The sequence below is a fragment of the Paracoccus sp. ME4 genome (assembly GCF_046736325.1).
Lineage (GTDB): Bacteria > Pseudomonadota > Alphaproteobacteria > Rhodobacterales > Rhodobacteraceae > Paracoccus.
Genome location: NZ_CP151276.1, coordinates 1,226,069 through 1,248,770 on the forward strand (window position 1 = coordinate 1,226,069; position 22,702 = coordinate 1,248,770).

A 22,702-nucleotide genomic window follows, 5' to 3' on the forward strand; every position below is an offset into this window, starting at 1 on the left:
GCAAGTGTCGATCAGGCCAGCGAGGGATCGATGCCCTTGCAGGCCTCGACCAAGCCCTTCACCGCATCGACCGACTTGTCCATCATCGCCTGCTCGGCGCTGTCCAGCTTGATGTCGATGATCTTCTCGACGCCGCCGGCGCCGATCACGGTGGGCACGCCCACATACATCCCCTTCAGGCCATAGGCGCCGTCCACATGCGCCGCGCAGGGCAGGACGCGCTTCTGGTCCTTCAGATAGGCCTCGGCCATCTCGATGGCGCTGGTCGCGGGGGCATAGAAGGCCGATCCGGTCTTCAGCAGGCCCACGATCTCGGCACCGCCGTCACGGGTGCGCTGCACGATGGCGTCCAGCTTGTCCTGCGTGGTCCAGCCCATCTTGACCAGGTCGGGCAGCGGGATGCCGGCCACGGTCGAATAGCGGGTCAGCGGCACCATCGTGTCGCCATGCCCGCCCAGCACGAAGGCCGTCACGTCCTTCATGGACACGTCGAATTCCAGCGACAGGAAGTGGCGGAAGCGGGCCGAATCCAGGACGCCCGCCATGCCGCAGACCTTGTTGTGGGGCAGGCCGCTGAACTCGCGCAGCGCCCAGACCATCGCGTCCAGCGGGTTGGTGATGCAGATGACGAAGGCGTCCGGGGCGTGCTTGGCGATGCCCTCGCCCACCGACTTCATGACCTTGAGGTTGATGCCCAAGAGGTCGTCGCGGCTCATGCCCGGCTTGCGCGGCACGCCCGCGGTCACGATGCAGACGTCGGCGCCGGCGATGTCGGCATAGTCGTTCGTGCCCTTCAGGCGCGCGTCGAAGCCTTCGGACGGGCCCGATTCGGCGATGTCCAAGGCCTTGCCCTGGGGGGTGCCTTCCGAGATGTCGAACAGGACGACGTCGCCCAGCTCCTTCATCGCGGCCAGATGCGCCAGCGTGCCGCCGATCTGCCCTGCACCGATCAGTGCAATCTTGGGTCGGGCCATGGGTAACCTCCGATACATGGTGGAATGTTGCGGCAGGGGTAAGCGCTCGCGCATGAATGCGCAAGCCGTCCCTGCCGCGCCGCGGCACTGTTGGCGCTGACACTGGACTCCGACGCGGCGGCGGGGCAGGGATTGCACATCGTGCAGGAGGGTGCGGATGCTGGATCTGACGGCGGGGGGCTGGGCGCTGGCCGTCATCGCAGCGGTCGCGGTGGGCCTGTCCAAGGGCGGGCTGGCCATGGTCGGCATCATCAGCGTGCCGCTGATGTCGCTGGTCATGTCGCCGGTGCAGGCGGCGGGGCTGCTGCTGCCGATCTATGTCGTGTCGGACGTGGGCGGGCTGATCGCCTTCCGCCGCAACCTGGACCGCCGCGCGTTGATGCTGGCGCTGCCCGGCGCGATGGTGGGCATCGGCGTGGGCTGGGCCACGGCCAGCATCGTGCCGGTGCGGGGCGTCACCCTGATCGTGGGGGTCATCGGGCTGGGATTCGCGCTGAACGCGCTGATCCGGCCGGTGCTGGATGCCGCGCCGCGCCCGGCGCGGGGCAGGGCGGCCACGATCTGGGGCGGGCTGGCGGGCTATACCAGCTTCGTCAGCCATGCGGGCGCGCCGCTGTGGCAGGTCTATGCCCAGCCCCTGCGCCTGTCGCCGCTGATCTATGCGGGCACGACGACCTGGTTCTTTGCCATCGGCAACTGGGTCAAGCTGATCCCCTATGCCGCGCTCGGGCAGCTGTCGGCGGCGAACCTGGCCACGGCGGCGGTGCTGATGCCGCTGTCGCTGGTCTCGGTCTGGGTGGGGCTGCGGCTGGTGCGGATCATCCCGGCGGCGCTGTTCTATCGGCTGATCACCTGGGGCCTGCTGGCGGTGTCGCTGCGGCTGATCTGGCAGGGTCTGGCAGGCTGATTTCTGCGGCGCGGCAATTTGCGCTTGCCATATGTGACGCGACGCGGCACCAAGGCGCAAGATTGTTGCCCGGAGGTTTCCCATGGCCCGCCCCTACCGCTCGGTCCTCTACATCCCCGCCGCCAATGCCCGCGCGATGGAGAAGGCGCGCGGCCTTGCCGCCGATGCGATCATCTTCGACCTTGAGGATGCCGTGGCGCCCGACGCCAAGGACGCGGCCCGCGATGCGCTGGCCCAGGCCCTGACGCAGGATTACGGCCCCCGCGCGCGGATCGTGCGCATCAACGCGCTGTCCACCGCATGGGGCGCGGATGACGCGCGCGCCTGCGCGGGGCTGGAGATCGACGCGGTGCTGATCCCCAAGGTGGACGGCCCGGAGGATCTGGACCGCGTGGCCGCACTGGTCCCCGACACGCCCCTCTGGGCGATGGTGGAGACGCCGCGCGCGATGCTGAACGCCGCCGCCATCGCCGCCTATCCGCGGCTGGAGGGGATGGTGATGGGCACCAACGACCTGGCCAAGGAGCTGGGCAGCCGCTTCCGTCCCGACCGCCTGCCGATGATGGCCGGGCTGGGCCTGTGCCTGCTGGCCGCCAAGGCGGAGGGGCGGGTGATCGTGGACGGGGTCTTCAACGCCTTCAAGGACGAGGACGGCCTGCGCGCCGAGTGCGAACAGGGCCGTGACATGGGGTTCGACGGCAAGACCCTGATCCACCCCGCCCAGCTGGAGATCGCCAACGCGGCCTTCGCGCCGACCGGGGAGGAAGTCGCTTTGGCCCGCCGCCAGATCGAGGCCTTCGACGCCGCCGCGGCCGAGGGCAAGGGGGTCGCCGTGGTCGACGGCCGCATCGTGGAGAACCTGCATGTCGCGACCGCCCGCCAGACGCTGGACCGCGCGGAGGCGATTGCGGCCATGGCGCAATAAGGGCAGTCTGCGCGCCACGAGCTCCAGCGAGAGGAAAGCCAGATGCTGATCCTGATCCTAGGCGTGGCCCTGTGGTGGGCGGCGCATCTCTACAAGCGGATGGCGCCCGCCAGCCGCGCGGCGACGGGCGAGCGGGGCAAGGGCATGGTCGCGGGCCTTCTGGTCCTGTCGATCATCCTGATGGTCATCGGCTATCGCGGGGCGACCGGCGCGTTCTTCTGGGGTCCAAACCCGGCCTTCGTGGGGATCAACAACCTGCTGGTGCTGGTGGCCCTCTATCTGTTCGCGGCCAGCGGCATGAAGACCCGCGTGACCGCCGTGATGCGCCACCCGATGCTGTGGGGCTTTGTCCTGTGGGCGGCGGCGCATCTGCTGGTGAACGGCGATACGCCGTCCTTCATCCTGTTCGGCGGACTGCTGGCCTGGTCCTTCGTCGAGATGGTGGCGATCAACCGCGCCGCCCCCTGGGTCCGCCCGACCGGACCCTTCCCCGCCCGCAAGGAGGCGATGGCCGCCGTCGGCGCCGTCATCGTCATGATCGTGATCGGCCTGATCCACGGCTGGATCGGCCCCTGGCCCTTCGGAGGAGCCTGACATGCCCCTGATCTATCGCTGCATCACCGAGGACGACACGTCGCAGTTCTGCCACCGCGTCAGCGAGGCCCTGTCCAAGGGCTGGTCGCTGCACGGCAGCCCCACCATGGCCCATGATCCCGTCAAGGGCGTGATGCGCATGGGGCAGGCCGTCACCAAGGAGATCGAGGCGGAGTACCACCCCGAGATGAAGCTGGGACAGCAATGACCAAGACCAATCCGGGACGGTTCTTCGAGGATTACACGGTCGGCCAGACCATTCGCCACGCCGTGCCCCGCACCGTGGCGGAAGGCGAACGGGCGCTGTACCACGCGCTCTATCCCGCGCGGCATGCGCTGTACTCGTCAGACGAATTCGCGATCACCTGCGGTCTGGACGGCAGCCCGCTGGACGATCTGCTGGCCTTCCACACGGTCTTCGGCAAGACGGTCCCGGATGTCAGCCTGAACGCGGTCGCCAATCTGGGATACGCCCAAGGGCGCTGGCTGCGGCCGGTCTGGCCGGGCGACACGCTGCGCGCCGAAAGCCAGGTGATCGGCCTGCGGCAGAATTCCAACGGCCAGTCGGGCGTGGTCTGGGTGCGGACCCAGGGGCTGAACCAGGTCGAGGAAGTCGTGCTGGACTATGTCCGGTGGGTCATGGTCCGCAAGCGCGACCCCCAGGCCCCGGCGCCCGAGGCGGTGGTGCCCGATCTGGCCGCCGTCGTCGATCCGGCCGACCTGATCGTTCCGGAAGGGTTGAACTTCACCGAATACGACTTTGATCTGGCGGGAGAATCCCATCGGTGGGGCGATTACGCGGTGGGTGAGGTCATCGACCATGTCGATGCCGTCACCATCGAGGAGGCCGAGCATATGCTGGCCACCCGTCTGTGGCAGAACACCGCCAAGGTGCATTTCGACGCCACCCACCGCCCCGACGGGCGGCGGCTGATCTATGGCGGCCATGTCATCAGCCTGGCGCGCGCGCTGTCCTTCAACGGGCTGGCCAATGCGCAGATGATCGTGGCGCTGAACGCGGGCGCGCATGCGAATCCCTGCTTTGCGGGCGATACCGTGCGGGCCTGGTCCGAGGTCCTGGACCGCGCCCCGACCGAGGCGCCGGGCGTGGGCGCGATCCGCCTGCGCCTGGTCGCGACCCGGGGCGAGGCGGCGCCGGGGGCGCTGCGCGACGATCAGGGGCGCTACCTGCCCGACGTGCTGCTGGATCTGGATTACTGGGCGCTGATCCCGGTCTGAGTCGCCCGCCCCGCTGTCCTGCGCTAACGGCCGGCGAGGCTGTGATCACAGCCGCCACGCCTGTGATCACAAAGGCGGATTTCCGCGGCATTTGCGCGCGCGGGGTGGCATCCCGGCGTGACAGGTGGCATCTGTCAGGCCAGTAACGGCACCAATCGCCAGCCCGCGCGTGCCAGCCCATTCCTATCGGGGGACCTGCGCCGGGATCGCTGAACCGATCAAAGGAGGGCCGCCAATGGCCGACGTGAACCGGGGTAACCGGCCGCTTTCCCCCCATCTTCAGGTCTATCGTCTGCCGATGCCGGCGATCACCTCGATCCTGACCCGCATCACCGGGCACGCGCTGTCGGCGGGCCTCCTGCTGCTGGTCTGGTGGCTGGTCGCCGCCGTCACCAGCCCCGGCGCCTTCGCCGCGGCCGATTGGGTCATGCGGTCCTGGCTGGGCTTCCTGGTCATGACCGCCTCGACCTGGGCGCTGTGGTTCCACGCGCTGTCGGGCGTGCGGCACCTCTTCTACGACAACGGCCTGGGGCTGGAGATCGAGGAAGCCCGCAAATCCTCCTGGGGCATCATCATCGGCTCGGTCGCGCTGACCGTGCTGAGCCTGATCATCTTCTTCATCGGCTGAGGGCATCATGCGCTACATCACCCCCCGCAAGGCCGCGCAGGGGCTGGGATCGGCCCGCGCGGGCACCCAGCACCACTGGAACATCACGATGAGCAGCTATGCGCTGATCGTGCTGACGCCGCTGTTCCTGATCGCCGTGGGCGGCGCCATCGGCCTGCCCCAGGATCAGGTCGTGGCCCATTTCGGCCGCCCCTTCCCGGGCATCATCACCGCGCTGTTCGTGATCGTCGGCATGCTGCATTTCATCAAGGGGTCGCAGGGCGGCGCGATCGCGGACTATGTCCACGGCACCGCTCAGCAGCTGGCGATGGTCGCGGTCGCGATCTTTGGCTGGGGCGTGATCGCCGCCGCCATCTTTGCGCTGGCCAAGATGGCCTTCACCCTTCCCGCGATCTGAGGACGACATGGCAGCTTACCAAACAACCGTTCATGACTATGACGTGGTCGTCGTGGGTGCCGGTGGCGCGGGTCTGCGCGCGACGCTCGGCATGGCCGAACAGGGCCTGCGCACGGCCTGCGTGACCAAGGTCTTTCCGACACGCTCGCACACCGTCGCGGCCCAAGGCGGCATCGCCGCGTCGCTGTCCAACATGGGCCCCGACAGCTGGCAGTGGCACATGTACGACACCGTCAAGGGGTCGGACTGGCTGGGCGACACCGACGCCATGGAATACCTGGCGCGCGAAGCCCCCAAGGCCGTCTATGAGCTGGAGCATTACGGCGTCCCGTTCAGCCGGACCGAGGACGGCCGCATCTATCAGCGTCCCTTCGGCGGCCACACCACCGAATACGGCGAAGGCCCCCCGGTCCAGCGCACCTGCGCCGCGGCCGACCGCACCGGCCACGCCATCCTGCACACGCTCTATGGTCAGTCGCTGAAGAACAACGCGGAGTTCTTCATCGAATATTTCGCGCTGGATCTGATCATCACCGATGGCCGCTGCACCGGCGTCGTCTGCTGGAAGCTGGACGACGGCACGATGCATGTCTTCAACGCCAAGATGGTGGTGCTGGCGACCGGCGGGTACGGCCGCGCCTATTTCAGCGCGACCAGCGCCCATACCTGCACCGGCGACGGCGGCGGCATGGTCGCCCGCGCGGGCCTGCCCCTGCAGGACATGGAGTTCGTGCAGTTCCACCCGACCGGCATCTACGGCTCGGGCTGCCTGATCACCGAAGGCGCGCGGGGAGAGGGCGGCTACCTGACCAACTCCGAGGGCGAGCGGTTCATGGAGCGCTATGCGCCCACCTACAAGGACCTGGCCAGCCGCGATGTGGTCAGCCGCTGCATGACGCTGGAGATCCGCGAGGGTCGCGGCGTCGGCGGCGACAAGGACCACATCTTCCTGAACCTGATGCACCTGCCGCCCGAGACGCTGCATGAACGTCTGCCCGGCATCAGCGAGAGCGCCAAGATCTTTGCCGGCGTCGACGTGACCCGCGCGCCGATCCCGGTGATCCCGACCGTGCATTACAACATGGGTGGCATCCCCACGAACTACTGGGGCGAGGTGCTGGCGCCGACCGAGGACAATCCGGACGCGATTTTCCCCGGCCTGATGGCCGTGGGCGAGGCGGGATGCGCCTCGGTGCACGGTGCGAACCGCTTGGGCTCCAATAGCCTGATCGACCTGGTGGTCTTCGGCCGCGCCGCCGCGATCCGCGCGGGCGAGGTCGTGGACCGTGCGGGCGCCGTCCCGTCCACCAACCAGGCCGAGGTGGACCGCGCGCTGGACCGCTTCGACGGGCTGCGCCACGCGAAGGGCACCACCGGCACGGCCGAGCTGCGCAATGAGATGCAGCGCACCATGCAGGCGGATGCGGCGGTGTTCCGCACCGACAAGACCCTGGCCGAGGGCATGACCAAGATGGAGGCCATCGCCGGCAAGCTGGACGACCTGAAGGTCACGGATCGCGGATTGATCTGGAACACGGACCTGATGGAGACGTTGGAGCTGACGAACCTGATGCCCAACGCCCTGACGACCATCGTGGCGGCCGAAGCGCGCAAGGAAAGCCGCGGCGCCCATGCGCACGAGGACTATCCTGAGCGGGATGACGCCAACTGGCGCAAGCATTCGCTTGCCTGGGTGGACGGGAACAAGGTTAAACTGGCCTACCGCCCCGTCCATCTGGAGCCGCTCACCAAGGCCGAGGAAGGCGGGATCGACCTGCAGAAGATCGCTCCGAAGAAAAGGGTTTATTGATGCGTTTCAACCTTCTCGCCGCCTTCGGCCTGGCGGCCGCCACCCTGGCCGGCTGCGTGGCTCCGGTTCCCATGACCGGACCGGCCGTCCCCTCGGCCCCGGGCGTCGCCCCGGCGCCGACCATCCTGGACGCCGCGTCGCGCCAGATCGCGCGCAACGTCGTGGACGCGGAGATGAGCCGCCGCCTGCCGGGTGTCAACGTCTCGCCCTACACCGACTGCGTGGTCAACAACGCCACCACGGCCGAGCTGATCGACATCGCGCAGATGTCGCGTTCGGGTGCGACCGGCACCGCCGACAGCGTGGCGTCGATCGTCTCGCGCCCGGCCACGACCCAGTGCATCGCCGCCGCGGCGCGCACGGCGTGATCTGATGATCGCGCAGGCCATCCGTCTTGGGCTGCTGCCGCTGATCGCGGTGGTGGCGGCCTGCGGCCTGGTCCCGGTGGACCAGGCCGAGCGGATCTGCCTGCGCGACGCGCAACTGGCTGAACGCCCGCGCGGCAGCGTCGCGATGGGCGTCGGCTCCGGCTCGGGCGGCACCCGCGGCTATGGCAGCCTGGAGCTGGAGATCAGCAGCGACTACATCCGCGGGCGCGACCCGTCGGACGTGTTCAACCGCTGCGTCCTGCGCCGGTCGGGCCAGATGCCCGTCCGCGTGCTGGCCGACCAGCCGGGCTGGAGGGGCTGATGGACCGCCCCCTCGTCCTGCATGTGGGCGTGCAGAAGACCGGCACCACCAGCCTGCAACGCTTTCTGCGCCTGTCGCAACCTGCCTTGTCGGATGCGCTGATCGTGCGCACCCCCGAGGCTGGAACCCCGATGCGCCCCTTGGGCCGCGCGGCCATCGCCTTCAGCCTGTCGCCCGGAGAGACCGAGGGCGCGACGCTGGACGCGGCCTTTGGGGCGGTGCTGGACGGCATCCCCGATGACGGTCGTGCGGTGATCCTGAGCCACGAAAATCTGGCCGGCGCCATGCCCGGCAATGGCGGCGAGACGCGGCTGTTCCCAGCATTGCCTGCGATCCTGTCGCGGCTGCTGCCCCTGGCCGAGGCGCGGGGGTTCGCCCCTGTCGTCGCGGTCTGCACGCGCCGGATGCAGACTTGGCTGCCCTCGGTCTGGGCGCAGGCGGTGCGCACCGACGGCTATTCCGGCACGCTGGAGACCTTCCGCGCCGAGACGCGCGACCTTCCGGGCTGGGGCGACCTGATCCGGCGGCTGGAGGCGGCGGCCGGACCCGGGCGCGTCGCGCGCCTGCGGCTGGAGGAGGGCGATCCCGACCGGCCGGGCCTTGCGCTGATGGCGCTGGCCGGGTTGCCCGAGGCGCGTCTTGCCGCATTGCCCCCGCTGGCGGAACGCGCGATGGAGCGCCTGTCCCCCGGCGCGACCGAATTCCTGCGCCGCCTGAACGGGCTGGCGCTGAACCCTCATGCCCGCGACCGGGTGGCCGATCTGGTGGCCCGCTCGCAACCCCTGTTCACGGCCCATGTGCCGTCCGAAGGCACTCTCTGAAAGGAGCTACCCCATGGTCCAGTTCACCCTGCCCAAGAACAGCCAGATCCGGGTCGGCAAGACCTGGCCCAAGCCCGAGGGCGCGACCAACGTCAAGAAGTTCAAGATCTATCGGTGGGACCCCGAAACGGGCGAGAACCCGCGTCTGGACACCTATTTCGTCGATCTCGACAAATGCGGCCCGATGATGCTGGACGCGCTGATCAAGATCAAATCCGAGATCGACCCGACCCTGTCCTTCCGCCGGTCCTGCCGCGAGGGGATTTGCGGGTCCTGCGCCATGGTGATCGACGGCGGCAACAAGCTGGCCTGCATCTTCGGCATCGATGAGGTGAAGGGCGACGTGGCCATCTATCCGCTGCCGCACATGCCGGTGGTCAAGGACCTGGTGCCGGACCTGACGCATTTCTATGCGCAGCACGCCTCGGTGAACCCCTATCTGCAGACCAAGTCGCCCACGCCGGGCAAGGAGTGGAAGCAGTCGATCGAGGACCGCAAGAAGCTGGATGGTCTTTACGAGTGCATCCTGTGCGCGTCCTGCTCGACCTCTTGCCCGAGCTACTGGTGGAACGGCGACCGCTATCTGGGACCGGCGGCGCTGCTGCATGCCTATCGCTGGATCATCGACAGCCGCGACGAGTCGACGGGCGAGCGGCTGGACGAGCTGGAGGACCCCTTCAAGCTGTACCGCTGCCACACGATCATGAACTGCACCAACACCTGCCCCAAGGGGCTGAACCCCGCCAAGGCCATCGCCTCGATCAAGCACATGATGGTGGAACGCGCGGTCTGACCTGCGTCCCGCGACGGAGGGCGGGGGGCCAGCCCCCCGCACCCCCCGCCGAGGGGACGTGCCGTCCCCTCGGGCTCCCCTGCGGGACGGCGCTTTTGGAAACGGCCCGGAGAGCGATCTCCGGGCCGTTTTGCGTTCAGCCGTCGATGCGGGTGAAATCGGCGATCTGCCGCCCCGCCTCGCGGATGCGGCTGAGCAGGTTCAGGCGGTTGCGCCGGACGATCTGGTGGTCGGTGTTGACCTGGACCGCCTCGAAGAAGGCGTCGATGGGAGCGCGCAGGGCCGCGATGGCGGTCATCGCGGCGGGGTAGTCCTCGGCGGCCATGGCGCGCCTGATCGCGGGTTCGGCCTCATCCAGCGCGGTGAAGAGGGCGCGCTCTTGGTCGGTCTCGGCGAATTTGACGTCGGCGCCGAAGCTGTATTCGACGCCGTCCTGCGCCTCGGCCTGGGCCAGGATGTTTCCCGCGCGCTTGAGGCCTTGGGTCAGGTTGCGGCCGTCCTCGGTCGCCAGCATCGCGTTCAGCGCCGTGGCGCGGGCCGCCACGCGGACCAGGTCGTCGTTGCCCTCCTGCGCCAGCACCGCGTCGATGATGTCGTGGCGGATGCCCTGGTCGCGCAGGAAGACCTTAAGGCGGTCGTGGAGGAAGGAGAGCAGGTCCGGCAGATATTGGTCCGGAGATGGGCCGACGATTTCGCTGTCGCTCTCGGCGTGCAGCATGTCGGACTTCCGCACCATGGTCGACATGACGCTCTGAAGGGGCACGGTGAGGTTGTTCGCGACGATCAGTCGGATCACCCCCAAGGCGGCGCGCCGAAGGGCGAAGGGGTCCTTCGAGCCGGTGGGCTTTTCGTCGATGGCCCAGAAGCCGGTCAGCGTGTCGATCTTGTCAGCCAGCGCCACGGCGACCGAGACGGGGGCGCTCGGCACCGCGTCGGAGGGGCCGAGCGGCGAGTAGTGGTCTCGGGCGGCATCGGCCACGGCCTCGGGCTCACAGGCCTCCAGGGCGTAATAGCGGCCCATCGTGCCCTGGAGCTCGGGGAACTCGCCCACCATGGCCGAGCGCAGGTCCAGCTTGGCCAGACGCGCGGCGCGTTCGGCCTGATCCGGGTCGGCATCGACCAGCGGCGCGATCTCGCGGGCCAGTGCGGCGATGCGCACGACCCGGTCGGCCTGGGAGCCGAGCTTGTTGTGGAAGGTCACCGCGCCCAGGCCCTCGGCCCAGGCCGCCATGCCCGACTGCGCCTCGCGCAGGTCGTTCTCCCAGAAGAAGGCGGCGTCCGAGAGGCGGGCGGCCAGGACGCGCTGGTTGCCCGCAAGGATCGTCGCGCCGTCATCGGGCGTCTGGATGTTCGCGACGGTGACAAAACCCTCGATCCGGCCGGTGGCGGGGTTCTGGGCCGAGAAGAACTTCTGATGCTCCTTCATCGAGGTCTGCAGGACCTCGGGGGGCAGGGCCAGGAAGCGCTCCTCGATCACGCCCATCAGGGGAACGGGCCATTCGACCAGACCGGCGACCTCGGCCAGCAGGGCGTCGTCGGGGACGATGCGCCAGCCGCGGGCAAAGGCCAGGTTGTCGGCCTGCGAGCGGATCTCGGACGCGCGTTCCTCGGCATCCAGCATCACGCGGGCGCGGCGCAGCTTGGCCGCGTAATCGTCGAAACCGCTGACGGTGAAGGCGTCCGGCGCCATGAAGCGGTGGCCGCGGGTGATGTTGCCCGACGCGATGCCGTCCACGGTCAGCGGGACGACCGTCGCGCCAGCCTCATCGGACACGATGCACAGGATCGAATGCAGCGGGCGCACCCATCGCAGGCTGCCCGAGCCCCACCGCATGGATTTGGGCCAAGGGAAATTGCGGATCGTGGTCTCCAGCACCTCGGCCACGATCTGGGCTGCGGGGCGGCCGGGGCGCTCGATGGTGGCGAACCAGACCTGGCCCTTCTTGTCGTCGCGCGCCTCCAGCTGATCGCGGGTCAGGCCCGTGCTGCGCAGGAAGCCCTCCAGTGCGGCCTCGGGGGCGTCGGTGCGGGGACCCTTGCGCTCCTCGCGCGTGGTGGGGCTGGCGGCGGTCAGGCCCTGGACCGTCAGGGCCAGGCGGCGCGGCGTGCTGAAGGCGCCCGCGCCGGCATAGGTCAGCCCGGCCTGGACCAGTCCGTCGGTCACCAGGCGCTTGAGGTCCTCGCGCGCGCGGGCCTGCATGCGGGCCGGGATTTCTTCCGAGAAAAGCTCGATCAGCAGGTCGGGCATCAGTCCATCACTCCGCGTTCCGGGGTCTTGTCGTTGTATTGGTGCCAGCCATAGACGCGGCCGTCGGGATAGACGGCCAGCACCCGGTCCACATCGGGGCGGATGTCGCTGACCGAGAGGACCGCGCGGGCCGCGCCGCTTTCCAGATCGCCGCCGATCCGGGCCGCGTCGAAGCAGGCGAACCAGCGCGGCGCGTTCAGCGGCGTGGCCCCGTCGAAGGGCAGGGCACCGGCCATCAGCCCGTCCAGCGCGGCCTGATCGACCGTGGCGCAGGCGCGCCAGCGCAGCGGGCTGCTGTCGGCGTCGATCCCTTCGAATCCGGTCAGGGGCAGATCGCGCGCGCCGCCCTCCGTGGCCAGCGCGATGGCCGCGCCCGGCCCGTTCGGGTCGATCGGATCGTAGTAGAGGTATTCCTGCGCATACCACATGCCCGCGCCCGCGGCGACAGTGCTGCCCAGCAGGGCGACGGCCGCGACCTTGCCCCAGTTCACGGGGCCGCTCCGGCCGCGTCCGTGGTCAGGAACAGGTCGGCGCAGCCCTTGGCCAGCGCGCGCACGCGGCCGATATAGGCCTGGCGTTCGGTCACGCTGATGACGCCGCGCGCGTCCAGCAGGTTGAACAGGTGGCTGGCCTTGATCGCCTGGTCATAGGCGGGATGGGCCATCGGGATGGTGCGCCCGGCGGCGTCGGTGCGCTCGGCCGCCAGGATGCGGGCGCATTCGGCCTCGGCATCCTTGAAATGCTGGAACAGCATCTCGGTGTCGGCCTGGTCGAAGTTCCAGCGGCTGTATTCCTGTTCGGTCTGGCGGAAGATGTCGCCGTAGGTCAGCGGAATGGGGCTGTCGGGGTCGTTGAAGGGCATGTCCATGACATGCTCGACGCCCAGCACATACATGGCCAGACGCTCCAGCCCGTAGGTCAGCTCGCCGCTGACGGGCTTGCAGTCATGGCCGCCGACCTGCTGGAAATAGGTGAACTGGCTGACCTCCATGCCGTCGCACCAGACCTCCCAGCCCAGGCCCCAGGCCCCGAGGGTCGGGCTCTCCCAGTCATCCTCGACGAAGCGGACGTCATGGACCATCGGGTCCAGCCCGATGGCGCGCAGGCTGCCCAGATACAGCTCCTGCAGGTCGGGGGGGCTGGGCTTGATGATGACCTGATACTGATAGTAGTGCTGCAGGCGGTTCGGGTTCTCGCCATAGCGGCCGTCGGTCGGGCGGCGGGACGGCTGGACATAGGCCGCGGCCCAGGACCGGCCGCCCAGGGCGCGCAGCGTGGTCGCGGGGTGGAAGGTCCCGGCGCCGACCTCCATGTCATAGGGCTGCAGCACGGCGCAGCCCTGCGCCGCCCAGTAGGTCTGCAGCGCCAAGATGATCTCCTGAAAGCTGCGGGGTCGGTTGGGGCTGGTCATCGGGCCATCCTTTTGCGTAGATCGGGCGCATGCGTCGGCGTCTTCTAGGCGCGCGGCGGAACAGGGTCAACAATGGCCCGACGGCGGCGGCGACCGCGACAGGATGGCAGGACGGAATGACGGGCAGGATGATGCGGTCGGGCGGCGTGGCGGCGTGGATGCTGGCGGCGATGGTGCCGGGCCTCGCGCCTGCGCAGGAGGCGGTGATCCGGCTGGAGGCCAAGCGCGCCCCCGAGGCCGTGGCCCAGGCCGCGCGGGACTGGGCCGGGCGGTTCGACGGGGTGGTGACGCTGCCGCTGGACGGGGGCTGGACCGGCATCGCCATCGGCCCGCTGCCCGCCGACCGGGCCGGGCCGCTGCTGGAGCAGCTGAAGGCCGCGGGCAAGGTGCCGCAGGACGCCTTCGTCAGCCAGCCTGCTGCCGGGACCGTGCTGACGCCGGTCGGCGACGCGGCCGCCGCGCCCGCCATTGTCGCGGAACCCGCGGCCCCGCCGCCGGGCTGGTTCCTGCGGCTGGAATCCTTCGAGACCCGCCCGGCGGCGGAGGCGGCCTTGGCGCGGGTTCGCGCCGATCTGCCGCAGGCGGGGCTCTGGGCGCTGCCCGACGGCTGGTTCGCGGTGGCCCTGGGGCCGGTCCCGCGCGAGGCGGCGGACGCGTGGCTGCCGATCCTGTCGCAGGCGGGCGTGATCCCCAAGGACGCGGTCGTGAACCCCGCCGCCGATCTGGGCACGGCCGTCGATGCCGGCGCGGCGCCGGACCTGCCCGCGCCCGACGCGCCCCAGCCCCTGCCGCCGCTGGATCAGGTCCAGCGCGCGCTGCGATGGGCGGGGCATTACGACGGGGCGATCGACGGCAAGGACGGTCCGCGCACGCAGGCCGCGATCCGGGCCGAGATCGCCACGGCGCGGGGCTCGACCGATCCCGGCACCGCGCTGCGCCGGCTGGAGGAGCGGCGCGCGGCCTGGTCGCGCGCGCAGGGGCTGGCGCCGCTGGTCGATGCGGCCACCGGGCTGCGCGTCACCGCGCCGATGCGCGCGCTGACCTTCGATCGGGCGGAACGCGCGCTGTCGATCTATGGCCCGAAGGACGGGTCGGGGGCGGCGCTGATCCTCTTCAGCCAGCCCGGCGGTCAGCAGGAGCTGCTGGACCTGGCGGGGCTGGTGACGGCGCTTGGCTGGGTGCCCAGCCCGGAACGCGTGGTTTCGCGCGACCATGTCAGCCTGCGCGGCGCGAATGCGGCCCATGCGGCCACGGCCGAGGGCTGGGTCCGCGACGGCCGGGCCGAGGGATATGTGCTGATCTGGCCCGCGTCGGACGCGGAGACCGCGACGCGCCTGGCGGCGGAGCTGAGCGACAGCCTGACCCGCCACGCGCCCGGCGCGAACGAGGCGCCCCAGCCCGCCGCGCTGCCCTGAGCGCCTCAGCCCCGCCAGAAGCGGGGCAGCAGCAGCACCAGGACCGAGATCAGCTCCAGCCGGCCCAGGAACATGCCGAGCGTCATCATCCACTTGGCCAGTTCCGGGAAGTCGGCGATCGAGCCGTTGCCGGTCACCTCCGGTCCCCAGACCGGGCCGATGTTGGCGATGGTCGTCCAGGCGGCGGTCAGCGCGGTGCGCGGGTGCAGCCCGGTCAGCGACAGGCCCACGATCAGCAGGCCGAAGGTCAGGAAGAACAGCGTGAAGAAGGCCATGACCGAATCGACCACGTCCTGGTCCAGCGGCTGGCCGTCATAGCGCAGCGGATAGACGCGGTGGGGCGAGTGCATGCGGCGGATCTGGGCGCGCACGGCCTCGAACAGCACCAGATAGCGGAAGATCTTGACCGAGCAGCCCGTCGATCCGGTGCAGCCGCCGATCAGCCCCACGATGACCAGCACCATCAGCGGCAGATGGCCCCACCGGGTCACGTCCTCATTGGCAAAGCCCGTGCCCGAGAAGGTCGAGACCACGTTGAAGACCGTCGTGCGCAGCATCGCCTCCGGATGGTCCACCTGGCCCAGCCACAGCACGCGATAGAGCAGGATGATGATCACCGCGTAGCAGATCCAGCGCAGATAGGCCCGGACCTGGATGTCGCGCCACAGCGGCCTGGCCTGACCGCGCATCAGCTGCACCATCCGGATGAACGGCACGGAAGCCAGGATCATGAAGACCGACGAGGCCCATTGCGCCGGTCCCAGAAACGCCCCGAAGCTGGCGTCGTAGTTCGAGAACCCGCCGGTCGAGATGGTGCTGAACGCCTGCACAACCGCATCGAAGCCCGTCATGCCCAGCATCAGGTAGGTCACCAGGCAGGCCCCGGTCAGGATCAGGTAGAGCTGCGTCATCTCTCCGGCGATCTGGCCCGCGCGGGGCAGCACCTTGCCAAGCGTGTCGAAGCCCTCCGACCGGAAGAACTGCATCCCGCCCACCTTCATCACCGGCAGGAAGACCATGGCGACGACCACGATCCCGAGGCCCCCTGCCCAGTGCAGGATCGCGCGCCACAGGTGGATGCCGCGCGCCAGGTCGTCCAGTTCGGGAAAGACCGTGGTGCCGGTCGTGGTGAAGCCCGACATGGATTCGAACATCGCGTCGGTGAAGCTGGCATCCGGCTCTCCCAGCATGAAGGGCAGGGCGCCGAAGGCGGGCAGGACCAGCCAGATCCCCGAGGTCAGCAGGAAGGCCTGATGCAGCGTCAGGTGGTCGTAGCGCCCTGCCGTGGCCACGGCCAGCATCACCCCCGACACCATGGTCAGCACCGCCGACTGCAGGAACACGACCCAATGCGGGTCGCCATGCCACCAGTCCACCGCCATCGGAGCGACCATCATGGCGCCGATCACGGTCAGGATCTTTCCGATCGGATGGGCCACGGGGCGGATGTCGATCATCGCCTCTGGTTGCCGCGCGGGCAGCGGCGCGTCAAGTGGCCCCGCGGGCCGGTGCGGCGGATGGCGCGGCGCGCGGCCTCTTGAATGACACCGGCGGTCAGGCTACCTTTTGGGCAACTTGTCATCGGAGGGCGTGTGTCATGACGCCCAAGCGTCCTGCGGGTGCGGACGCGTTCCCGAGAAATACGGTCGAGCCGTCGGGCACCCGACAACCCGAGGAAGGGGCGCTGTACGCGGCCCTGGATTTGGGAACGAATTCTTGCCGGATGCTGATTGCCCGACCGACGGGCAGTCAGTTTCAGGTCGTCGACAGCTTCTCCAAGCCGGTTCAGCTTGGGCAGGGGCTGGAAGCTTCGGGACGCCTGTCCCGCAGCTCTATGGCGCGTACCGTGCACGCGCTGCAGGTCTGCAAGCGCAAGCTGGATCAGCACAAGGTGCGCAACATGCGCCTGGTGGCGACCGAGGCGTGCCGGCGGGCCCGCAACAGCCGCGATTTCCTGCGCACCATCCGGCGCGAGACCGGCCTGCCCATCGAGATCATCGGTGCCGAGGAGGAGGCGCGCTTGGCCGTCATCAGCTGCGCGCCGCTGGTCAGCCACAAGACCGAGACGCTGATGGTCGTCGATATCGGCGGCGGCTCGACCGAGCTGGTCTGGATCGACCTGGAGGACGTGGAGCCCAAGGAGCGTCCGCGCGCGATCATGCGCCTGTCGGAGGGCTTCGGCAATCCGCAGCCCGGCGGCGCGCGGGTCGTCGACTGGATCAGCGTGCCGATGGGCGTGGCGACGCTGCGCGACCAGTTCGCGGATGTCGAGGACGACCAGGGCCGCTTCGCGCTGATGTCGTGGTTCTTCGAGGAGGCGCTGGCGAGCTTCACCCCCTATGCGGACGGATCGCCCGACGAGGGGTTCCAGATCATCGGAACGTCGGGCACGGTCACCACGGTCGCGGCCAGCTTCCTGGGGCTGCGCCGCTATGACCGGACCAAGGTGGACGGGCTGGAGATGACCAGCGACCAGATCGACCGGGTGATCCATTCCTATCTGCAGCTGGGCCCCGAGGGGCGGCGCACCGACCCGCGCATCGGCCGCGAGCGGCACGCCCTGATCATGTCGGGCGCGGCGATCCTGCAGACGCTGATGCGGGTCTGGCCCACGACCAAGCTGTCCGTGGCGGATCGCGGCCTGCGCGAGGGGTTGCTTTATGCCCAGATGGTGCGCGATGGGGTGCTGACGCCCGAAGGACTGAACGGAGTGGCCTGATGACGAAACAACCCACCAGCCGGGCCGGCAAGACCAGCGGCCGCGGCACGCGCGACCTGAAGGTGCGCGTCAAGACCGCCAAGGGCCGCAAGATGTCCTCCAAGCTGTGGCTGGAGCGGCAGTTGAACGACCCCTATGTCGCGCGCGCCAAGCGCGAAGGCTATCGCGGGCGGGCGGCCTACAAGATCATCGAGCTGGACGACAAGTACCGCTTCCTTGTGCCGGGGGCGCGAGTCGTCGATCTGGGCTGCGCGCCGGGGGGCTGGTGCCAGGTGGCCGTGGCCCGCGTGAACGCCTTGGGCGAGAAGTCGGGCAAGAAGGTCGGCCGGGTGCTGGGTCTGGACCTGCAGGAGGTCGATCCGATCGCCGGGGCCGAGATCCACGTGCTGGACTTCCTGTCCGAGGGTGCCGACGATCTGGTCAAGAGCTGGCTGGGCGGGCCGGCCGACGTGGTGATGTCGGACATGGCGGCGGCCTCGTCGGGGCACAAGGGCACCGACCACATCCGCATCGTGGCGCTGGTCGAGGCGGCGGCGCAGCTGGCCTTCGACGTGCTGGAGCCGGGCGGCACCTTCGTCGCCAAGGTGCTGGCGGGCGGTGCCGAGACCGAGATGCAGGCGATGCTGAAGCGCAACTTCGCCAAGGTCGCGAACGTCAAGCCCCCGGCCAGCCGCAGCGATTCCTCGGAGAAGTTCGTCGTCGCCACCGGGTTTCACGGCCGCAACGTCCCCGAGGACGAGGCCCGCGACGCCTGATCGCGTCCCGCGCCGCCCCGGGGGATTGAGGCATCCCCCGGACCCCCTGCGCCATGGTGCTGGAGGTCGACTGCGGCGGCCCGTCAGGGGGCGGGCGCGCGGCGCATCTGGCTGCGATAGGTTTCGGGCGTGCGCCCCGTGGCGGTGACGAAGGCGCGGGTGAAGTGGGTGTGGCTGCAATAGCCCAGATCCTGGGCGATGCGCGGCGCCGGGCGGTCGGTATGGGTAAGCATCTCGGCTGCGCGTTCCAGCCTCAGGTCGTTCAGCAGGTCGATGGCCCGGCGTCCGCGGGCCTCCAGGCAGGCGCGGTCGAGCTGCGTCAGGGTCGTGTCCAGGTCCTGCGCCATCTCGGCCAGGGTGCGGGCCGATCCGATCTGGACCCCAGCCAGCGTCAGGAAGCGGTCCACCATCGGGCGGTCCGCCTGCGGACCGGAGGGGTCGCCGCGCCCGTCGCGCTGCGGCTCCAGCCGGGAGAGGCGCAGGGACAGCACGTTCAGATAGCAGTCCAGCGCCTGACGGTCGCCGCTGCGCGCGGCCTCCTCGACCAGCGCGTGCAGCGTCGCCTCGAGGACGGCGGCGCCCTGTCCGGCCTGACCGGCCACGACGGCGCCGGGCCAGGGCGGATCGACCTCGGTCACCAGTTCGGGCGCGATCAGCAGGACATGGCCCTGCGCGCCGTCCTGGGGGCGGGCCAGGAAGGCCGTGCCCGCCGGGATCAGCCGCACGCAGCCCGCGCGCATCAGGCCGCCCTTGCGCGGAAAGTCGAGCCGCATCAGCCCTTCGGTCACCCAGAGGAGCGTGTGGTCAGGCCGCGTGCGGGGCTGGGGCGGCTGGCTGCGGCTGCCCCAGGTGAAGGCGCCGAGCGGCATCAGCCGGAGGCTGGCTTTGCGCGGGGCGAAGCGGCGCGATGCGGGCGCCACGCGGACCGTCAGCGCATCGGGAACGACGATCCGGCCATAGGCGGCGGCGGGCGTCCTGGGCGTGGGCATGCCCGCCTCGGGGATACCCGGTGCAGCGACATCGCCCTGACCGCGCGCCGCCCGGCCGAGCGGGCCGAGGCGCGAGGGCGAAAACGGAAAGCCGCCTTTCCAGCCTGAGCGTTCCCAGAGCGACATGGATAAAGCCCGATCCTTGCAAAACCTCTCGGCGGATTATCGCCCATTCCGGTTTAAACTCAATGAATCGGCGTCGGGTTGCGCATTATCGCGCAAAGGGGAGCGGTCAGTTGCCCACGGGCCACAGCTGCCAGTCGCGCATCCGGTTGCGAAACCAGATGCGCTGCGCCTTGGCGTATTGGCAGGACGCGATGACCGCCAGACGCGCGGCCTCGTCCAGGGGGATGCGGCCCTCCAGATGGGCGATCAGCTCCGGCGCGCCGATGGCCTTTGCCCATTGCGCGGCGGGGTCCCAGAGGGGCCGCATGGCGCGGACCTCCTCCAGCGCGCCCTGTTCCAGCATGGCGCCGAAGCGGCGCGCGATCCGGTCGACCAGCCAGTTGCGGTCGGCGCTCAGCACGATGCGCTGGCAGGCGGCGGGCTCCAGCAGGGGGGGCGGCGTCTCGGCCTGCCAGTCGGTGATGCCGCGCCCGGTGGCGGTCAGCACCTCCCACGCGCGCTGCACGCGCACGGGGTTGGCCAGATCGATCCGCAAGCGGGTGGCGGGGTCCAGTTCCGCCACCAGCGCGGCCAGCCCACCCGGTTCGGCCAGCCGCGCATCCGCCGTGGCGCGGACATGCGACGGGGTCGGGGGGATCGCCGCCAGCCCGCGCGTGAGCGCGCCGAGATAGAGGCCCGTGCCGCCCACCACGATCAGCCGCCGACCCGTGAGCGACGCTACGTCACGCAGCCAGTCGCCCACGGAATAGGCCGTCCCCGGCGCGACATGGCCATAGAGCGCATGCGGCGCGCGGGCCAGGTCGTCCGGGCCGGGGCGCGCGGTCAGCACCCGCCAGCAGGACCAGACCTGCAACGCGTCGGCATTGACCACCAGTCCGCCCTGGGCCTCGGCCACGGCCAGCGCCAGCGCGGATTTGCCGCTGGCCGTGGGCCCGGCGATCAGCAGGTGGCGCGCGGCATCGATCTGTGTCAGGTCAGGGTCGCGCATGGCCGATCCGGGCAGTTGATCCGGCAGCCCTTTTGCGACATTTAACGGCGCGATGAAAGCGACCGGCGACAGGAGCCCCCGAATGACCACCGAGACACCGAAGCAATATGGCCGCGTGATGCTGAAGATCTCGGGCGAGGCGCTGATGGGCGACCAGGGATACGGCCTGCACCCGCCCACCGTCGCCCGCATCGCCAGCGAGGTCGAGGCCGTCCAGGCGATGGGCGTCGAGGTCTGCATGGTCATCGGCGGCGGCAACATCTTCCGCGGCCTGCAGGGCAGTGCGCAGGGGATGGAGCGGACCACCGCCGACTATATGGGCATGCTGGCCACGGTCATGAATGCGCTGGCGATGCAGTCGTCGCTGGAGGCGCGCGGCCTGCACTGCCGGGTGATCAGCGCGATCCGCATGGACGAGGTCTGCGAGCCCTACATCCGCCGCCGTGCCATCCGCCACCTGGAGAAGAAGCGGATCGTGATCTTTGCCGCGGGCACCGGCAACCCCTACTTCACCACCGACACCGCGGCCACGCTGCGCGCCTCCGAGATGAACTGCGAGGCGATCTTCAAGGGCACCAAGGTCGACGGCGTCTATGACAAGGACCCGGTCAAGCATGCCGACGCGAAACGCTATGGCAATGTCAGCTATGACGAGGTGCTGCAGAAGCATCTGGGCGTGATGGACGCCTCGGCCATCGCGCTGGCCCGCGACAACAAGCTGCCGATCATCGTCTTCTCGCTGGACGCGCCGGGCGGTTTCCGCTCGATCCTGGAAGGCCGGGGGACCTATACGCGGGTCCACAACTGAGATGACCGCCAGCCTTCGCGACCGCATCGACGCGTGGGTCCACGGCCCGCGCGCCCAGGGGTTCATCACCGCCGTCATCCTGTTCAACGCGGTGATCCTGGGGCTGGAGACCTGGCCCCGCGTGATGGCCGCGGCCGGTCCGCTGCTGATCGCGCTGGACCGGATCTGCCTGGTGATCTTCGTGGCCGAGATCGCCCTGAAGCTTTATGCCCGGCGCGGGCGGTTCTTCCGCGACGGCTGGAACGTCTTCGACTTTGCCGTGGTTGCGATCGCGCTGCTGCCCGCGGCGGAGGGCCTGTCGGTGCTGCGCGCCATGCGCATCCTGCGGCTTCTGCGCATCGTGTCGGTCACGCCGCGCCTGCGCCGCGTGGTCGAGGGGTTCCTGGCCGCGCTGCCCGGCATGGCGTCGGTCTTCCTGCTGATGGGGATCATCTTCTACATCTTCGCGGTGATGGCGACGAAGCTCTTCGGCGCGACCTTTCCCGACTGGTTCGGCGACATGGGTAATTCGGCCTATTCGCTGTTCCAGATCATGACGCTGGAAAGCTGGTCCATGGGCATCGTGCGCCCGGTGATGGAGGTCCATCCGCAGGCCTGGCTGTTCTTCGTCCCCTTCATCCTGGTCACCACCTTCGCGGTGATGAACCTGGTCGTGGGCCTGATCGTGAACTCGATGCAGGAGGCCCATTCCGAGGAGGGGACCGCCGCGACCGAGGCCTATCGCGACGAGGTCCTGGCGCGGCTGGAGGCCATCGAGCGGCGGCTGGAGGCGCAGGGTCGGGGTCCGTCGGGCCCGGACGGCGCATGACCGCGCGCGCTGCCGAAAGGCCGGGCAAAGGCTTTGCCAAGCTGCGACATTGTGGTTACAAGCGGAAAAAATCCAAAGCAGAGGCAGTCCGACATGGCTGAGGACATCGAAATCGACATTGACGACCTGGAGCGCCGCATGAAGGGCGCGATGGACAGCCTGCGCGGCGAATTCGCCAGCCTGCGCACCGGCCGCGCCTCGGCCTCGATGATCGATCCCGTTCAGGTCGAGGCCTATGGCCAGATGACCCCCATCAACCAGCTGGGCACCGTCAACGTGCCCGAGCCGCGCATGGTGACGATCAACATCTGGGACAAGGCGATGGTCGGCAAGGTCGAGAAGGCCCTGCGCGAGAGCGGGCTGGGCATCAACCCGCAGCTGAACGGCACCATCATCATGCTGCCCATCCCCGAGCTGAACGAGGAGCGCCGGCGTGAGCTGACCAAGGTCGCGGCGCAATATGCCGAAAGCGCCCGCGTCTCGATCCGCAACGTGCGCCGCGACGGCATGGACCAGGTCAAGAAGGGCAAGACCAACGGCATGCCCGAGGACGACCAGAAGTTCTGGGAGACCGAGATCCAGTCTCTGACCGACCGCATGATCGCGTCAGTCGACGAGGCGCTTGCGGCCAAGCAGGCCGAGATCATGCAGGTCTGA

General features: G+C 69.4%; 25 protein-coding genes. 18 read left to right on the forward strand and 7 right to left on the reverse strand.

The annotated features are described in order from the left end of the window. Positions 1-11 precede the first annotated feature (11 nt). On the reverse strand, positions 12-974 hold the full coding sequence (gene mdh, locus AACG61_RS06250; RefSeq protein ID WP_411839138.1) for a malate dehydrogenase: 963 nt from the start codon (positions 972-974) through the stop codon (positions 12-14). Positions 975-1,131: 157 nt separating this feature from the next. Between mdh and AACG61_RS06255 the strand changes: the two genes are divergently transcribed. The 12 genes from AACG61_RS06255 to AACG61_RS06310 all read left to right on the forward strand — a co-directional run bounded on the left by AACG61_RS06255 (position 1,132) and on the right by AACG61_RS06310 (position 9,778). Then, positions 1,132-1,881 (forward strand): sulfite exporter TauE/SafE family protein, encoded by a 750-nt coding sequence (locus tag AACG61_RS06255; protein ID WP_411839139.1) that lies wholly within the window; start codon positions 1,132-1,134, stop codon positions 1,879-1,881. A gap of 82 nt (positions 1,882-1,963) precedes the next feature. Further along, entirely contained in the window at positions 1,964-2,806 is an 843-nt protein-coding gene (locus tag AACG61_RS06260) for an HpcH/HpaI aldolase/citrate lyase family protein (RefSeq protein ID WP_411839140.1), read from the forward strand. Between the two features lie 42 nt (positions 2,807-2,848). Continuing rightward, positions 2,849-3,400 carry an NnrU family protein gene (locus tag AACG61_RS06265; RefSeq protein ID WP_411839141.1) on the forward strand — a complete coding sequence of 184 codons (552 nt, stop codon included), beginning with the start codon at positions 2,849-2,851 and terminating at the stop codon, positions 3,398-3,400. A 1-nt stretch (position 3,401) separates the two neighbouring features. Continuing rightward, on the forward strand, positions 3,402-3,608 hold the full coding sequence (locus tag AACG61_RS06270; protein ID WP_411839142.1) for a DUF1737 domain-containing protein: 207 nt from the start codon (positions 3,402-3,404) through the stop codon (positions 3,606-3,608). Beyond that, the gene (locus tag AACG61_RS06275; RefSeq protein WP_411839143.1) at positions 3,605-4,639 is read left to right on the forward strand and encodes a MaoC family dehydratase; all 1,035 of its coding nucleotides are present in this window, start codon (positions 3,605-3,607) and stop codon (positions 4,637-4,639) included. The genes AACG61_RS06270 and AACG61_RS06275 overlap by 4 nt, the downstream gene beginning before the upstream one ends. Before the next feature lie 235 nt (positions 4,640-4,874). Beyond that, the gene (sdhC, locus tag AACG61_RS06280) at positions 4,875-5,267 is read left to right on the forward strand and encodes a succinate dehydrogenase, cytochrome b556 subunit (protein WP_411839144.1); all 393 of its coding nucleotides are present in this window, start codon (positions 4,875-4,877) and stop codon (positions 5,265-5,267) included. Positions 5,268-5,274: 7 nt separating this feature from the next. Beyond that, positions 5,275-5,664 (forward strand): succinate dehydrogenase, hydrophobic membrane anchor protein, encoded by a 390-nt coding sequence (locus AACG61_RS06285; RefSeq protein WP_411839145.1) that lies wholly within the window; start codon positions 5,275-5,277, stop codon positions 5,662-5,664. A gap of 7 nt (positions 5,665-5,671) precedes the next feature. Then, on the forward strand, positions 5,672-7,474 hold the full coding sequence (gene sdhA, locus AACG61_RS06290; RefSeq protein ID WP_411839146.1) for a succinate dehydrogenase flavoprotein subunit: 1,803 nt from the start codon (positions 5,672-5,674) through the stop codon (positions 7,472-7,474). Next, on the forward strand, positions 7,474-7,842 hold the full coding sequence (locus AACG61_RS06295) for a hypothetical protein (RefSeq protein WP_411839147.1): 369 nt from the start codon (positions 7,474-7,476) through the stop codon (positions 7,840-7,842). Before sdhA ends, AACG61_RS06295 begins: the two co-directional genes overlap by 1 nt. Before the next feature lie 4 nt (positions 7,843-7,846). Next, positions 7,847-8,164: a hypothetical protein gene (locus tag AACG61_RS06300; RefSeq protein ID WP_411839148.1), complete on the forward strand. Its 318-nt coding sequence runs from the start codon at positions 7,847-7,849 to the stop codon at positions 8,162-8,164. Next, a complete protein-coding gene (locus AACG61_RS06305; protein WP_411839149.1) occupies positions 8,164-8,985 on the forward strand; it encodes a hypothetical protein in 822 nt (273 codons plus the stop codon). The genes AACG61_RS06300 and AACG61_RS06305 overlap by 1 nt, the downstream gene beginning before the upstream one ends. 13 nt (positions 8,986-8,998) lie before the next feature. Further along, on the forward strand, positions 8,999-9,778 hold the full coding sequence (locus AACG61_RS06310; RefSeq protein ID WP_411839150.1) for a succinate dehydrogenase iron-sulfur subunit: 780 nt from the start codon (positions 8,999-9,001) through the stop codon (positions 9,776-9,778). Between the two features lie 136 nt (positions 9,779-9,914). Here AACG61_RS06310 and glyS read toward each other — a convergent pair whose 3' ends face one another. From glyS to AACG61_RS06325, 3 genes are read right to left on the reverse strand one after another with little or no spacing between them, the layout of a single operon-like run. Beyond that, complete coding sequence (glyS, locus tag AACG61_RS06315) at positions 9,915-12,026, reverse strand: glycine--tRNA ligase subunit beta (RefSeq protein WP_411839151.1); 2,112 nt, start codon at positions 12,024-12,026, stop codon at positions 9,915-9,917. Further along, positions 12,026-12,517 carry a DUF6446 family protein gene (locus AACG61_RS06320; RefSeq protein ID WP_411839152.1) on the reverse strand — a complete coding sequence of 164 codons (492 nt, stop codon included), beginning with the start codon at positions 12,515-12,517 and terminating at the stop codon, positions 12,026-12,028. The genes glyS and AACG61_RS06320 overlap by 1 nt, the downstream gene beginning before the upstream one ends. Further along, positions 12,514-13,437, reverse strand: a complete 924-nt coding sequence (locus AACG61_RS06325) for a glycine--tRNA ligase subunit alpha (protein WP_411839153.1) — start codon at positions 13,435-13,437, stop codon at positions 12,514-12,516. Before AACG61_RS06325 ends, AACG61_RS06320 begins: the two co-directional genes overlap by 4 nt. A 116-nt stretch (positions 13,438-13,553) precedes the next feature. Here AACG61_RS06325 and AACG61_RS06330 point away from each other — a divergent pair, with 116 nt between their 5' ends. Next, positions 13,554-14,852 (forward strand): peptidoglycan-binding domain-containing protein, encoded by a 1,299-nt coding sequence (locus AACG61_RS06330; RefSeq protein ID WP_411839154.1) that lies wholly within the window; start codon positions 13,554-13,556, stop codon positions 14,850-14,852. Positions 14,853-14,857: 5 nt separating this feature from the next. Here the strand turns inward: AACG61_RS06330 and AACG61_RS06335 are convergent, their stop codons facing one another. Then, on the reverse strand, positions 14,858-16,309 hold the full coding sequence (locus tag AACG61_RS06335) for a TrkH family potassium uptake protein (protein ID WP_411839155.1): 1,452 nt from the start codon (positions 16,307-16,309) through the stop codon (positions 14,858-14,860). 140 nt (positions 16,310-16,449) lie between these two features. Here AACG61_RS06335 and AACG61_RS06340 point away from each other — a divergent pair, with 140 nt between their 5' ends. Both AACG61_RS06340 and AACG61_RS06345 read left to right on the forward strand, forming a co-directional pair. Beyond that, positions 16,450-17,571 (forward strand): Ppx/GppA phosphatase family protein, encoded by a 1,122-nt coding sequence (locus AACG61_RS06340; protein ID WP_411839156.1) that lies wholly within the window; start codon positions 16,450-16,452, stop codon positions 17,569-17,571. After that, complete coding sequence (locus AACG61_RS06345) at positions 17,571-18,326, forward strand: RlmE family RNA methyltransferase (RefSeq protein ID WP_411839157.1); 756 nt, start codon at positions 17,571-17,573, stop codon at positions 18,324-18,326. The genes AACG61_RS06340 and AACG61_RS06345 overlap by 1 nt, the downstream gene beginning before the upstream one ends. 83 nt (positions 18,327-18,409) lie before the next feature. Here AACG61_RS06345 and AACG61_RS06350 read toward each other — a convergent pair whose 3' ends face one another. Together AACG61_RS06350 and miaA are read right to left on the reverse strand one after the other, a co-directional pair. Further along, a complete protein-coding gene (locus AACG61_RS06350; RefSeq protein WP_411839158.1) occupies positions 18,410-19,441 on the reverse strand; it encodes a helix-turn-helix domain-containing protein in 1,032 nt (343 codons plus the stop codon). A gap of 106 nt (positions 19,442-19,547) precedes the next feature. Next, on the reverse strand, positions 19,548-20,429 hold the full coding sequence (miaA, locus tag AACG61_RS06355; RefSeq protein WP_411839159.1) for a tRNA (adenosine(37)-N6)-dimethylallyltransferase MiaA: 882 nt from the start codon (positions 20,427-20,429) through the stop codon (positions 19,548-19,550). 82 nt (positions 20,430-20,511) lie between these two features. Between miaA and pyrH the strand changes: the two genes are divergently transcribed. The 3 genes from pyrH to frr all read left to right on the forward strand — a co-directional run bounded on the left by pyrH (position 20,512) and on the right by frr (position 22,702). After that, positions 20,512-21,237, forward strand: a complete 726-nt coding sequence (pyrH, locus tag AACG61_RS06360) for a UMP kinase (RefSeq protein ID WP_411839160.1) — start codon at positions 20,512-20,514, stop codon at positions 21,235-21,237. Between the two features lies 1 nt (position 21,238). Beyond that, positions 21,239-22,045, forward strand: coding sequence for an ion transporter (locus AACG61_RS06365; protein WP_411839161.1), 807 nt, complete (start codon positions 21,239-21,241; stop codon positions 22,043-22,045). A gap of 93 nt (positions 22,046-22,138) precedes the next feature. Next, a complete protein-coding gene (gene frr, locus AACG61_RS06370; RefSeq protein ID WP_411839162.1) occupies positions 22,139-22,702 on the forward strand; it encodes a ribosome recycling factor in 564 nt (187 codons plus the stop codon).

Coding starts and splice junctions, on each gene's coding strand:
- mdh (WP_411839138.1), bottom strand. CDS start 974: ATGGCCCGACCCAAGATTGCACTGATCGGTGCAGGGCAGATCGGCGGC.
- AACG61_RS06255 (WP_411839139.1), top strand. CDS start 1,132: ATGCTGGATCTGACGGCGGGGGGCTGGGCGCTGGCCGTCATCGCAGCG.
- AACG61_RS06260 (WP_411839140.1), top strand. CDS start 1,964: ATGGCCCGCCCCTACCGCTCGGTCCTCTACATCCCCGCCGCCAATGCC.
- AACG61_RS06265 (WP_411839141.1), top strand. CDS start 2,849: ATGCTGATCCTGATCCTAGGCGTGGCCCTGTGGTGGGCGGCGCATCTC.
- AACG61_RS06270 (WP_411839142.1), top strand. CDS start 3,402: ATGCCCCTGATCTATCGCTGCATCACCGAGGACGACACGTCGCAGTTC.
- AACG61_RS06275 (WP_411839143.1), top strand. CDS start 3,605: ATGACCAAGACCAATCCGGGACGGTTCTTCGAGGATTACACGGTCGGC.
- sdhC (WP_411839144.1), top strand. CDS start 4,875: ATGGCCGACGTGAACCGGGGTAACCGGCCGCTTTCCCCCCATCTTCAG.
- AACG61_RS06285 (WP_411839145.1), top strand. CDS start 5,275: ATGCGCTACATCACCCCCCGCAAGGCCGCGCAGGGGCTGGGATCGGCC.
- sdhA (WP_411839146.1), top strand. CDS start 5,672: ATGGCAGCTTACCAAACAACCGTTCATGACTATGACGTGGTCGTCGTG.
- AACG61_RS06295 (WP_411839147.1), top strand. CDS start 7,474: ATGCGTTTCAACCTTCTCGCCGCCTTCGGCCTGGCGGCCGCCACCCTG.
- AACG61_RS06300 (WP_411839148.1), top strand. CDS start 7,847: ATGATCGCGCAGGCCATCCGTCTTGGGCTGCTGCCGCTGATCGCGGTG.
- AACG61_RS06305 (WP_411839149.1), top strand. CDS start 8,164: ATGGACCGCCCCCTCGTCCTGCATGTGGGCGTGCAGAAGACCGGCACC.
- AACG61_RS06310 (WP_411839150.1), top strand. CDS start 8,999: ATGGTCCAGTTCACCCTGCCCAAGAACAGCCAGATCCGGGTCGGCAAG.
- glyS (WP_411839151.1), bottom strand. CDS start 12,026: ATGCCCGACCTGCTGATCGAGCTTTTCTCGGAAGAAATCCCGGCCCGC.
- AACG61_RS06325 (WP_411839153.1), bottom strand. CDS start 13,437: ATGACCAGCCCCAACCGACCCCGCAGCTTTCAGGAGATCATCTTGGCG.
- AACG61_RS06330 (WP_411839154.1), top strand. CDS start 13,554: ATGACGGGCAGGATGATGCGGTCGGGCGGCGTGGCGGCGTGGATGCTG.
- AACG61_RS06335 (WP_411839155.1), bottom strand. CDS start 16,309: ATGATCGACATCCGCCCCGTGGCCCATCCGATCGGAAAGATCCTGACC.
- AACG61_RS06340 (WP_411839156.1), top strand. CDS start 16,450: ATGACGCCCAAGCGTCCTGCGGGTGCGGACGCGTTCCCGAGAAATACG.
- AACG61_RS06345 (WP_411839157.1), top strand. CDS start 17,571: ATGACGAAACAACCCACCAGCCGGGCCGGCAAGACCAGCGGCCGCGGC.
- AACG61_RS06350 (WP_411839158.1), bottom strand. CDS start 19,441: ATGTCGCTCTGGGAACGCTCAGGCTGGAAAGGCGGCTTTCCGTTTTCG.
- miaA (WP_411839159.1), bottom strand. CDS start 20,429: ATGCGCGACCCTGACCTGACACAGATCGATGCCGCGCGCCACCTGCTG.
- pyrH (WP_411839160.1), top strand. CDS start 20,512: ATGACCACCGAGACACCGAAGCAATATGGCCGCGTGATGCTGAAGATC.
- AACG61_RS06365 (WP_411839161.1), top strand. CDS start 21,239: ATGACCGCCAGCCTTCGCGACCGCATCGACGCGTGGGTCCACGGCCCG.
- frr (WP_411839162.1), top strand. CDS start 22,139: ATGGCTGAGGACATCGAAATCGACATTGACGACCTGGAGCGCCGCATG.